At 44.6% G+C, this 12,181-nt stretch carries 8 protein-coding genes and 1 pseudogene; 3 read left to right on the forward strand and 6 right to left on the reverse strand.

From position 1 onward, the window contains the following. Window positions 1-33 precede the first annotated feature (33 nt). From cas9 to HH301_RS07690, 3 genes are all read right to left on the reverse strand, one after another. Window positions 34-3,291 (reverse strand): type II CRISPR RNA-guided endonuclease Cas9, encoded by a 3,258-nt coding sequence (gene cas9 / locus HH301_RS07680; protein WP_169568156.1) that lies wholly within the window; start codon window positions 3,289-3,291, stop codon window positions 34-36. Window positions 3,292-4,164: 873 nt separating this feature from the next. Next, window positions 4,165-4,878, reverse strand: coding sequence for a recombinase family protein (locus tag HH301_RS07685; RefSeq protein WP_169568158.1), 714 nt, complete (start codon window positions 4,876-4,878; stop codon window positions 4,165-4,167). 92 nt (window positions 4,879-4,970) lie between these two features. Continuing rightward, window positions 4,971-5,402, reverse strand: coding sequence for a hypothetical protein (locus tag HH301_RS07690; protein WP_169568160.1), 432 nt, complete (start codon window positions 5,400-5,402; stop codon window positions 4,971-4,973). Between the two features lie 709 nt (window positions 5,403-6,111). On the opposite strand from HH301_RS07690, the gene HH301_RS07695 reads away from it, so the two are divergent. The 3 genes from HH301_RS07695 (at window position 6,112) to HH301_RS07705 (ending at window position 8,702) form a co-directional block, all read left to right on the forward strand. Beyond that, window positions 6,112-7,053, forward strand: coding sequence for a tyrosine-type recombinase/integrase (locus tag HH301_RS07695; RefSeq protein ID WP_169568162.1), 942 nt, complete (start codon window positions 6,112-6,114; stop codon window positions 7,051-7,053). A gap of 45 nt (window positions 7,054-7,098) precedes the next feature. After that, window positions 7,099-7,722, forward strand: a complete 624-nt coding sequence (locus HH301_RS07700; RefSeq protein ID WP_169568163.1) for a hypothetical protein — start codon at window positions 7,099-7,101, stop codon at window positions 7,720-7,722. Window positions 7,723-8,039: 317 nt separating this feature from the next. Beyond that, on the forward strand, window positions 8,040-8,702 hold the full coding sequence (locus HH301_RS07705) for a hypothetical protein (RefSeq protein WP_169568165.1): 663 nt from the start codon (window positions 8,040-8,042) through the stop codon (window positions 8,700-8,702). Window positions 8,703-8,923: 221 nt separating this feature from the next. Here the strand turns inward: HH301_RS07705 and HH301_RS07710 are convergent, their stop codons facing one another. The 3 genes and pseudogenes from HH301_RS07710 to HH301_RS17765 form a co-directional block, all read right to left on the reverse strand. Next, complete coding sequence (locus HH301_RS07710) at window positions 8,924-9,514, reverse strand: LysE family transporter (protein ID WP_169568166.1); 591 nt, start codon at window positions 9,512-9,514, stop codon at window positions 8,924-8,926. A gap of 371 nt (window positions 9,515-9,885) precedes the next feature. After that, the gene (locus tag HH301_RS07715) at window positions 9,886-11,436 is read right to left on the reverse strand and encodes a bacteriohemerythrin (protein WP_338091380.1); all 1,551 of its coding nucleotides are present in this window, start codon (window positions 11,434-11,436) and stop codon (window positions 9,886-9,888) included. Window positions 11,437-11,490: 54 nt separating this feature from the next. Then, window positions 11,491-11,808, reverse strand: a pseudogene (locus HH301_RS17765) (PAS domain-containing protein); the annotation flags it as partial. Between the last annotated feature and the right edge of the window lie 373 nt (window positions 11,809-12,181).

A 12,181-nucleotide genomic window follows, 5' to 3' on the forward strand; every position in this document is an offset into this window, starting at 1 on the left:
GAAAAGATATATTAGATTGAGTTAAATTTTTATTTATTCTCTAATTTGATGTGATTTGGAAACTCCTGATGGACTAACGGTTAAGAGCACTGCGTTGGCATTTTGTAAAGAGCTAGGGGACTTGAATATGAACTTTAACTCATCATCCTTGTCCCGCACGCGTGCATCTACATTTGCTTCCATATGCTCTGCTAAAGCAAGAGTACCATCAGTAAATTTCACAACCTGGACAATGATGTCTCGGTTTTCATGATGGATTTTCAGGTAGTCATTTTTGCGAAGTCGCATCAGCAGCTTCTGACCTTGCTGTCCAACCGGCTTTTGCCACCAGTTTTCATCTTTTCTGGCCAGTTGATAGGCCTGGAAGGTTGAGATGACTTCGCCCGTCCATTTTCCGGTATTTGTCTTCCAGATGTCGTAGCAGTAATTGCCATCCCCCTTATAAGATTTGTATTCCTTGCCCTTTGTATCTTTCATTGGAATGACGCGCAGCTTTTCTTCGATACGGATTTTGTATACCGGCGGGCTCATGGCATTCCCTGCTGCGAGGAGGGCTTCCTTGAAGCTGTTTCCAGTCAATCCGGCCGTTTCGGACATCAGATGTTCGCGAATGTCGGGGTCACGAATTTTCTCCAGATCCTCCTGCTTCTTAAAGCTGTCGCTATCCAATGGTTTGCGGGTGACAACTGTGCGAACGCCTTTCTTATCTGGCTGTCCTTCTTCGCCTTTTGGAATGCCATAGGCGGTGTCGTTATGCATGGCGGCCTGAATGCCATGGTCCGGCTGATGGCTGACGATTATGTCGCGAACTGACTGTTCCACATCCTCGCGAAACCCCTCCCAAGGCTCTGCAATACCTGCCATTAGCTTTTCACTGAAATTGTCTTCATTCTTTTTGGCCTGTGTTGCGATATGCTGAACCAGTCTCTGATCCGTACATCCGGCCACAATCGCATCAATCGCATGATGGCGGTGATCGTTGCGGTTCTTTCTCTGGGCCTCTGCCTCCGGCTCGTTATGTCCTCTCAAAACCGCGTTTAATCCCCACTCATGTCGTAGATCGGCCGTCAGACGGCCTGGAATGACGCGGACACGGTTTTTGGCCCCTTTGTACCCCTGACCCCCGTACAGGGCTTCTAGGTAGGATTTGGTGAGCCTGGAGATATATTGTGTGTCTGTCAGTTGCCGGGCAAGAAAGCCCCCTTCAAATTCCGTGTATCGCTTTAATGCGTCCGGGCTAAATCGCCAGCGTTTGTTATAGGGGAGTTCTGTCGCCCGATCCGCTATTGCTTGCCAGTCATATCCGTTGGGAGAGTGGCCGAAAGCGTCATAGGGTGCTTTCTTGCCCTTGTCCCGGTTGGCTTTTCGCGTAGCAAGTGTCTTGTTCCCATAACTATCATCAAAAGTGATGGAAAACGGAAGAATATGCTCTACCTCGACCCGATCAGAGAACAAATTCGTTAAGCTGATGGGCTCTCCTGAGAAGGGACAGCATTTGTCAAGGGCCTTCAGGTCTTCATAAAGGCGCAATCGCATGCGGTTCTCGTAGCTGTCTTGTACCCCAAGTTCATCTAGGATTTCTCTTCGTTTATTATTCGCGTCCTGATTTTCCCTTTGCAGCTTTTCCAGCTCGCTTTTGCGTTTTGCAGATAGAGGAAGATCCCGCGCCAATTCAACCACGATTTCCTCTGGCGTGCCAAAGCGTCTCATCAGGTCATTGACCACCGCTCTGATTTGATTGAGAGCGACATGAACAGTTGGATTTGCAACTTTTCCATAGCGTTTTTCGTCAGGATCATTTGGATCTCCTGAGCCAAAGGCAACTGATCTCTCAAGAATGTAACCGTAATAGGGAAGCCCATCGTCAAAGATCTCGCCGGTTGCAAATTGGCTGTGGCTGCCGAGCCCGGCGCGTTCTACCGCCTCAGAATAGACGATCACGTCATTCTCAAGTGCAGGGACTATTTTTTCGAGAGCTTTCAGGCTAAGTCTTCCATGGCCATCGGGTAGGGGACAGTTGGATACTTGATAGGCTTGTTCCGGACTGAGTTCCCAAGTGTTACAAAGCCATTTGATCAGGGCTTCCTCATTCTCTTCGTGAAGAAGTTGGTAAACGATCTGGTGTTGCTGATCAGCGGTTAGTTCCAGCCATGCTAGTCCCCAACGGTCCGGTTGCATAAGTTTGGCAGCTGTTTCGTCTCCCTGGAGCTCTTGACGCTTATCAGACTCCAAATTGAATAAGACATCAGCTTCTAAACCAAGCAGCTTCTTTAGCTGCTTAAATGTGACTTTCCCAGTCTTACTTGTTGGAGTAATCAGTCGATTAACAACCTTGTTGCGCTGCTCGATGGAAAGAGCGTATTCAGCTTTTCCCGCATCTGAAACTCTCAATGCGTTTACTTCCTGAAGGATCCGTGCCCGTTGATACACAGGATAGGCCTTGGCGGCTCGTTCTTCTTCCGGTAGGAGGGTGCATCGTCCTACTGGTTGGGCTTTGAGCGGGTGTTGCCATTCTATTGTGTCTGCCAGTCGGGCGTAGGCTTCATCTGTTAGGACTTCTGGATGGTATTTCTTTTGAGCTTCCCAGATGAGATGAAACTCTTCCATGATCAGTGCGCGAGTTGGGTAATAATCATACTGCCATTTTGATCCGGATCCGGATTTTCTGACACGGGCGAGGGGTTGTGGTTTACGCTCACCCTTTGGCGCCGTTTTGTTGAAGCAAGCAGCTTCGTATCGGGAGTGCCCAAACAGCTCGCCCAATGTGCGGGCATCATTCTCCTCCAATGCAACAGATGTTCGCTGTGTTGCCTCAAAGACCTTGCCGCTTTCTGAATCCGCACGGTCTGTTTTTCGGTTAGACTTGAAACCTCTCCGTTGGTGGAGGTGGAAAATCGCGCGCCCCAACTGGAATAGGCTGATTTCTTCGTTGAGGGCTCGGTAGCGCAGAATCCATGGATCAGTATCCTCTAAAAGAGTGTGTTTTCCACCTTCAAGTTTTTTGCGCTCTGAAGGATCCGTCGGCATGAGTTTGAATTCAGTGAGTTCGCGCATGAGTCGCTCGGTTCGGCGTTTGGCTCGATCTCTATTTTTTCTTGCGCTGCGGGGTTCGCGCCGTTTCGCAGCGTTGGATTGTTTGTCTTTGGGATTGCGTCCATCTGAGAAAATTCGAACACCACTGGCAACAATACCAATGGGTGTAGTCTTGGCATGATTTAGCTCTAATGCTGCCCAGCCGAGTGAATTGGTTCCCAAATCAATTCCTAATCTCCATGGTGTCCGTGTTTGCATGTTTCCCCCTTTAAACGCATTATGGTTGCATTAATTTCTTTCGTCTAGTAAGATCAACGAACATTTTGTAGCACTCTGGAAAAGTTGGGCTTTCCGTTAACAAGGATTTAGTCCACAAAATGTAACTAATAGGGCGGTTTATGCTTTAAGCGTAAGCCGTTCTATTTGCTTCTATGCTCTTAATTTGCTTCTTCTATGCGCCACTTTCTCAACTGAGATTTTGTATATTCCCTAAATCTAGCGGCATGGGATGTCTATATTTGCCGACTAGGACTTCTAACGTGCGAGTAGAAAAATCAGCCTTCCCACCATAAAAGAAGATAAGAACTTAATGAACTCAAGTAGGTATCGCCAGTCATCGCCTGGAATGGCTGTAATCATGAGCAACATCAAGCCCAATAAGACGATGATTAGGGAGAAAACCACTATTTCAAATGGATGAGCTCGAAATGAGCAAATGAGAAAATCTAGTATTCGAAATTGCATTGATCTGACCTCCAGTTCATTGTCGAGATTATAGAGGAAAGATTAAAAAAATAAACAAAAACAATAACTTAAGTCACTCGTGACTTACTTTGGTTTCTATCTATAAGGTTTGAAAAATAATCAAAGGTCCTTGGGCTGTGACCAAAAGATATTGAGATGTAATCCTTATATCTAGAGTGTCGAAATATATGGTGGACTGGTACTGTAAGGATCCGATTGGTGTCTCTTAAAACTCTGGAGCCATGCCCCTAAAGCATCCCTGTTTATTCCTAGGACTTCGCTTTGATAGCGGACGCATGTGAGGAGCATGCAAATGAAAAAAGCCGAAATAGCCGTGACAAAGTGAGACATTTCGAGACATTTTTACATTTCGTAAGCTTTTAGTTCTCAATTCATATGGTCGATTTCTAGCTTTTTAAGTGTGTGAGCTAAATTGCCTCGCGACCAGACCCTACCATTTTGGGTTCTTATTCCCCGTGCATTTAGTTCATCAGCGATTGTTTGTATCGACGGTTTTTTAGCCTTTTTTAGTTCAGCGATAACCGCCTCAATTTTTGGTTTTAAAATGCTTCGAGTATATCTGGCCCAACTGGCTGCAACTGATGATGCTTTGGTCGTGTCGTTTTCATGTGTGAGGTGGCTTTGCTTCCCCAGCCATCTTCTGTAACCTTCTTCCATTTTGATTCTGTAATTTAGTGGGGTAAAAATTGTTTCAGGTGGTATCCTTATTGGTATCCCATAAAGTGTATCTATTATTTCAACCTTATCGCTAAACAATACGCCCAACACATTTTCAATTTCATTTTCATCACTTTTCATAAGCCACAGAAGCGAGAAAATATCATGTATCAGCAATAAGCTGTTACTTTTCTCAGCTTCACATAGAGCTTCTTTGAACTCTTGATCATTAAAAAAATTATGCGTTTTACCAGAAGAGTATTTGAAATAGGACCTCTGTGCAGGCTGCAAATCGTGCTTTAACCTATAGTATTGGTGCGTTATATTCTGAAATTTAGTTCCAGGATACATTATTGGCTGGTTCCAAAACTGCCTTTCAGGGCGTCTCCTGGCGTAGAAAAATGATATTGCTTTGTTTGACACTGGGGCTGACTTCCGGCGAATGCCTTACTTGTGAAGATAGCTAGCAATCTAAATTATTTCTTCTCAAGTTGCCCAGCGTTTATTGAAAATATTCAAATTACGTGGTTGATTGTATAAATGCGCTTTGCCTCTCGATTTAAGCTTTGTGAGCATGAAATCAGAGAATTATCAGTGCAAAGAATGGATTGCGTCTTTTTAGTTTCCTTTGCGCAATACTGAGACCAGCCCGCAATTCCATTTTTCCCTTGAAACCCAAGATCCCAGTTTGGTTTATCCGTATGAGTGGCTTTCCGGTCATAGAAAAACTCCGCAGTAAACCCTTTCAGTTTCCTCTTGTCGCCACTAATTTTTTGAAGACCAGTTCGAATTTCCTCTTCTGAGAGGGATCCTCCATGTAATGCACCATGTATATGCTTTCTGGAAGTCCCCTTATTGAGTTCGATGACAAAGAAATAAGGAACTTTGGGAAACTGTCTTCTAAACCTCTGGGCAATGTAGTGCTTAATCGATGTTTGACTGTCCATGCGCCGGTGGATGTCCTGAGTGAAGTGTACTGTGAACGTGACAGGGCTTCCCATTGAGTTGAGTGCGGCAGCATAAAACCATAACCTGTCTTTCTCTTTAATATGTCTCCATTGCCTGGGAACGATCGGTGCTGTTCCAGGATCGAAGGGGCGGGAGGTAAGGGGTTTACATGTCGTAGGAATAATTGGACCTCATATACTGATGAGAGGTGTGAGTTTGTTGTGTTTCTGTAAATCGGTTTAGTACTTAACGCCCAGCACTCTTCTTTTTTCCAAGGAGCAAAGCTCTTAATCCTAAAAAATTTTATAGTCACTAAAGGACGGTGTTAAGGAGCAGTTGAGGTGTGAACGGATGTAACTCAAATTATTCATTTTTTTGCTTTGTTGTTTTGAGCTTCAATGTTTTCATTTTGGCTATCTTTGTTTGTAATTCTCTCAAATTCTCTATCTGTTTTATACATGCAATTATAGCATCTTAGGTCTTGTCTGTCGGGCTAAAAAGGCCAGATTTCTGCGATCTTCGATTCTTGTTTGCAGATGTATAAAATCAGTGTATACGCGGATTTTATACAAAAAAATGATAAGCCTTGTGTCCGTCTGGACACCAGCCAGAACTAATCTTGATCGGGCCGGGAAAGAGCCCGACACCAATTTCCGCTCGTCCTAGAATGTTGTCATTGAATACGAAATTGTGAGGAAAGAGGTTTCAATGACTACACAGGAACATACAATAAGAGATGCCGCGGAGATATGGTTGAAACGATGCCGGTTACGTGGATTAGAACGCGCGACTATTCGATCTTATCAAGGGCATTTTGATCATCATATTGAGCCGAAGATCGGGGATCTGCGGCTCAATGAATTGAAGCGCTCTCAGCTACAAGAGTTCATTGATGAGATGCTTGAGAAGAACTCCCTCGCGATGACGAAGAAGGTACTTGCGAGCCTAAAGGCAATACTTGCTGAAGCTGTCTCTCGAGACATGATTGAGGTTAATCTGGCCAATGACATAAGGCTACCTCGTTCTCGTCGCAATGAAGCTGAAAAGATCATCCCCACAAAAGCAGAGATCAAAGCCTTGATTGAGAAAGCTCCGGAACGTCACAAGCCTCTAATAGTTACAGCGATTCTGACGGGTATGCGCGCAAGCGAGCTCCGAGGTTTGACCTGGGATCACATAGATTTTGAAAATCGGGTGATCAAAGTACGTCAGCGCGCGGATCGTTATAACGAGATGGGGAACCCTAAGAGCCGTGCTGGGCGCCGTGACATACCAATGACACCCAAGGTATGTGAAACACTATTAGAATGGCGTCAGCGCTGTCCTGGGGGTGAATTACGATTGGTCTTTCCAAATGGGGCAGGGAACGTCGAAACGCTCTCAAACATCACGAATAGGGTGTTTAATCCGTTGATGAGAAAATGCAAGATCACAAAAGCAAATAGTAAGCCGAAATTCAGTTTCCATTGTCTCCGGCATGCCGCTGCTTCCCTCTATATTGAGCAAAGCTGGTCCCCTAAAAAAATTCAATCTATACTAGGGCATTCATCTATTAATATGACGTATGATGTGTATGGACATCTTTTCCATGACCCTTCAGAGGACGTTGAGTTAATGGCCAAGATGGAACAGGATTTGTGGGCTGCATAGTTAGTAATAATAGTTTGCATTATTGAGAATAGTTTAGGAGATAGTGTGTCCAATTTTGATCAAGAAACGGTGTTCGGGAAAGCTGAAACAATAGCAGTTATTGCGATTTTTGCTGTTGTCATATTGTCGTTATTGGATTTTTTGGATGCTGAGAACGCTAGCGTAACTGATTACGTAATGGCTGTATCCTCTGCTACAATTGCAGTTTTTACAGTTTCGCAGTTTTTGCTTCAATTTAGAACTCATCGACTTAGCCGAAGATTGTTTTTTGCGAAACGTGATGAGGCTTTATTCGAAAAGCGAATGGAAGTGTACCAAGCGGTTATACATTGCTTTGACTGCTTTTTGCGTGAAGGAAAACCAAATGAAGATGCAGTGAGACAGGCTAACTTTCTTTGTAGACAACTTGAGTTCATTCTTGATGAAGAACAAATAGATTATATTAAAGAAATTTCGGAACAATCGACTGATTTTTTCATCAACCAAAATCTGAGGGAGCCTCTGCGAGCTAGAGCGTTTGCAGGTGAAGACTTGTCTGAAATTGAAAGAGAGCAAAAAGACAGTTATTTGCGAAAAATGCAGGAAATACGTACTTGGTTTCGTGACCAGATTGATCAGAACCTACCCCGCGCTAAATTTAAAAATATACTTGATATGTCAAAATTTTAGCGGGAACCAATCGGAATCATAATCCGCGTGTCGGGGGTTCAAGTCCCTCCTCCGCTACCAATTTTTCCTAATGGATTGAATACAATTTTTTGATATTTTTGTGTTCACCTTTTCAGGTTGGTATCTTTTTCACTCTAGGTAGTTCTCTGTGCTGCCCTCTTATTCAAGAAATCACTTAAGGTTTCGTCCCTCAAAAAGCAATTCCATCCTATTTGTTTATCGAAAAATTATTGTATAAGATTATTTAAATGTGTGGCGATGGCGAGCTTTGCGGCGAAAAAATATTGGATAGAATTTGAAACTTGAGGGGGTGGAATTTGGAGAAATATTTACATTTGTCGGAGGGTGCGCATGCGACCACTTGGGTAAATGGCGGTTCAATTCCCCTGAAGGTAGCTAGTACCTACTATGAACAAGAAAGGCATGGAACTCAAACTCTGGATGAAGGCCTTACAATTCAAGGAATCGAAGTAAGCCAAAGCATAAGAAATCCTGTCGTTAGGGATGGTAATAGAGTCTCAGTTGGGCCCTTAAATTTGAAAGCTAAAAAAGTTCTAATCGAAAATTGTACATTTGAGAATACATACTCCCCTTTTGAGGGGATTATAGAAAGAATGCATGTTGGTAGAGTCGAGACGTGGGATGGTCTCGTCTTCTGCTGCTCAAACCGCTATTCAGTACCAACTGCCCTGAAATTCAAAAAACATTATTGCGTCAAGATTTTAGATATTGATGCATTAAAGAAGGTGTTGGATAACGCTGTAGGGGATCAGAGTAACCAAGGACCATGTAACTATGTACATGGGATTTCAAGGGATCCATTTACAAAATCAATAGAAGATAAATGGCAAAACGAATATCGCTTATTTTGGCCCGATAAAGAAAATACCTGGGTAGATATTCCGTCTGGGCTTGCAGTTCCTTATGCGAATTTGGAGTTTAGGGATACGCAGGAGTTTCCCACAACAGTGTATTTTTGATATTCTAAATTGCGCGGTTTGGTGCTCTTGTTGTTTTAACGTATAAATGAAATCCTGTTAAAATCGGCGTCTCAGGGTTCAAGTCCGTACCGAAACTACCACCTTTTTCTTCTGTGAAAAGAATATGAAGACATGCAGCTCTGGGCGACGCTGTTTGCTGCTCAGGATCTATACCTGCCCAACACTTGCTTTACTAACCACAAAAAACGTCAGAATAACCCTTAAAGCAACGAATAAATAGCCAGAACGACAACCACCATCAAGGAGCAGGCCATCATCATATTGACCCGAAACTGGATGTGGGGCGCGAGCTCCATGCGCTCGACATAAATCCCTGCGGCCAGCCACAACAGATGAATGGGGATCCAGATTGCGTTGAGGATCCCGAACTTGATCACGGTCTCCATCAATAACGCATCCGGCAGGATGGCAAATCCGGAAAAGAGGGCCGTATTCACCGCGTAGGCTTTGGGGTTTATGGCCTGCAGGGTGACGCCGGAAAAGAAGCCGGGTTGGCTGTCCGCTTCAATAAAGGCGATTTTTGATCCCGCTGTGGCAATCCGGAACGCCAGATAGGACAGATACAGCGCCGACAGGACCAGGAGAATGGTTCGGACCCAGGGAACGGCGAAGATGATGGCCGCCAACCCTGTGACCACGGCAAGCCCGACAAGCGCATTGCCGACGCATAATCCTGAAACATACTGCAATCCTGCCTTGCGGCCAAACGCGGCCCCAACACCTGCGGTCGTGAGAACCCCAGGCCCCGGCGTAATCAACAGGAAAAAAACTGCAACGGCAAATGTCAGCACGGCTTGATACCCCCGCAGGCAACTATGTTTCCGCCGAGCGGCGCTGGGCAATGGTGGGATGTCGACTTAGTCATCGTGAACGGTTTAACTCGCGAGGGTTTTTGACGCTATTTTCAAAACTTGTTCCCTCATTCATATTCGCGTCAGTTTCAGAAGTATAGGATATTTTGAAAAAGGGACCTCATCTGGCAATGCCTGTTTCCTTTGAGGGAAAGGGAGGTTTTTAGTCGGAAATACAATCCGCACATCCGGGGGGGCAGCTCGCCCCGAAGCTGCCAACTGTCGTCTTGATGTATAAATCGGTTTTTGTGTTTTAAGTTTTTAGTGTTTTTATTAATCCGAGCGATCTGGGTCTGTTACTGAACCTCGCCTCAGGCGTTAAATTCGGGATCTGGAGGTACTCTCTTAAGAGTGTTTTCCCTTACGGAAACTGTATTTGGGAACCGATTGAGCCGCCGGGCGAGAAGTGCTTCCTTGATTTCTCTTTGTTTACCATCTGCATGATTAGCGATGCTGATGTCCCGCGCTAATATGTGACTGCGCCACCAATCGCGAAGAAAATGTTGCAACTTATGTAAAGTTTCGGGGGTCGGTTGGTCCCGCCAAGACTTGGCGAGCTCGTCGACTTGTTCTTCCAGCTTGCGATGACCGTTTAAGTGATTGTCTATATCGGGATATCCGGCAATCTGCATGATGACTTCTTCACGCTTAAAATGGTATCGAGTGTAAGCGATCATTTGCTCAATGATCTCAGCGACTTGGCCTTTCTCCAGACTTAGGCGTGACGCCCGATTGATTAAAACGAAGATTTGCTGATGGTCTTGGTCAATCTCATCAACACCAACACGCAAATCATCGGTCCAAATCAAGGCGTCCTTATTCGCGGCCAACGGTACTGCAATCCAGAATTCGCTTCCGATGCCAATCTCGCTCTTATAGTCGATCCAACCTCCGAGCCTTTCTATGATGCTTTTAGAAACTGCGAGACCTATGCCGCTTCCTCCTCCAGCGACTTCAGGATTATCAATGCCGCGATCAAATAGATCGAAAATCCGATTTCGGTTTTCCGGTTGGATGCCGATCCCGGTATCTTTGACCGCAAGACGTAAATACCCATTTTCTAACAACTCTGCCTTGACCTCAATCATGCCGCCGTCGATGTTATAGCGCTCTGCATTGGATAACAGATTAGACAGGACCTGAGCTAAGCGAACTTTGTCGCTTCTAACGGCATGTTTTTGGCGATCTTCAAGTGAGACGTCTATGCGAATATTGCGGCTTATACATTTTTTATGGACCCATTGAACACATTCTTCGATTGTTTCACTTGCATCAAAATCTTCGAGTTTTAGCTGCAACTGGTTAGACTCGATGCGTGCTAGGTCCAGAACGTCGTCCACAAGCCGCGATAAATGATTGCCACCGTTCAAGATATTCTCGATGACTTCCGCTTGTTTTCTGTTTAATGACCCGTATACGCCTATTTGTAACATTTGCGAGTAACCCAGGATCGCGTTCAACGGAGTTCGCAGTTCATGGCTCATGGTCGCGAGAAACTCTGATTTTACCTGGCTCGCCAACTCGGCCTCTTCTTGCTGTTTTTTCACCCAGGTAATATCCCATCCTGTTGAGATAAAATATTCGCCCAAGGGGATACTTGTCATTTGCAGATGTTGGTCCAGGTCGGGAAAATAAGTCGTCCAGGAATAAGGCTTGCCAGTTTTAAATATTCGATTGACCATGGGCATGAAGAGTTTGACCGCCTCGGGAGAGAAGATAACGTCAGCTGTTTTGCCAATCACGTCTTCCCGTTCCATCTCCCAAGATTTTACAGCGGCAGGGTTTATGTCTATCAGTCGCCAGTTCCTGATCTCACCAGTTTCGTCCCGGACCACTTCCCAGAAGTGAACCTCATCCATCATGTTATTGAAGAGTGAGCGATACTTGCCCTCACTTTCAATCAGTGCCGTATGCAACCGCTGTTGTTCTGAGATATCTCGGGTTAAGCAAATGATGAGATGTTCGTCCTCAAAATGAAATGGTGCCGCACTTACAGAAGCGATGAATGTCGTGCCGTCTTTCTTTTTATGAACCGTCTGAAATTCAACTCGCTGCCCACCTACCAGAATTTTTTCGATTAACGACTCAATCTCTTTTTCAGTTAAAGCCTCATCCCATAATACTGGCTGTGATCCAATTAACTCGTCACTCGAATAACCCAGCATCTCACAAAACCGATTACTGACTTCTACAACTTTGCCATCCGAGGAAACAACACACATCCCATCACTAAGATTTTTAAAAAAATGCTAAGGCTTTTTCATACTCTCGTCTGAGATTATTAGAGCTCAATATTCTCTCCCACGGTCATAAAAATCTAACTGTTGAAAAAAAACACTGCCGAGGCCGAAACATTAAAAATCAATTATTTAGTATATTACTAATAAATATTAAACCGTATTGGAGATTTAGCTGAGGAGCTGTGGTATTCTCGACAACCTTCTTTGACTAGGAAGGGCCACCTAGAATAAGCCCGATTGTTGTCGGTCTATTTATGTCCCAAGAAACAAAAATAACCCCAAGTGGAGTTGTTTTCATTGCGAACTCAACTTATAATATGTTTCTAATGTAAATTGGACCTAGTCTGGAACCTTGGGGGAGGGGAAG

The sequence above is a fragment of the Sneathiella limimaris genome, assembly GCF_012932565.1.
GTDB classification, from domain to species: domain Bacteria; phylum Pseudomonadota; class Alphaproteobacteria; order Sneathiellales; family Sneathiellaceae; genus Sneathiella; species Sneathiella limimaris.

Excerpts from the sequence above, each read along its gene's own strand:
- cas9 (WP_169568156.1), bottom strand. The coding sequence starts at position 3,291 with ATGCAAACACGGACACCATGGAGATTAGGAATTGATTTGGGAACCAAT.
- HH301_RS07690 (WP_169568160.1), bottom strand. The coding sequence starts at position 5,402 with ATGGACAGTCAAACATCGATTAAGCACTACATTGCCCAGAGGTTTAGA.
- HH301_RS07695 (WP_169568162.1), top strand. The coding sequence starts at position 6,112 with ATGACTACACAGGAACATACAATAAGAGATGCCGCGGAGATATGGTTG.
- HH301_RS07715 (WP_338091380.1), bottom strand. The coding sequence starts at position 11,436 with ATGATGGATGAGGTTCACTTCTGGGAAGTGGTCCGGGACGAAACTGGT.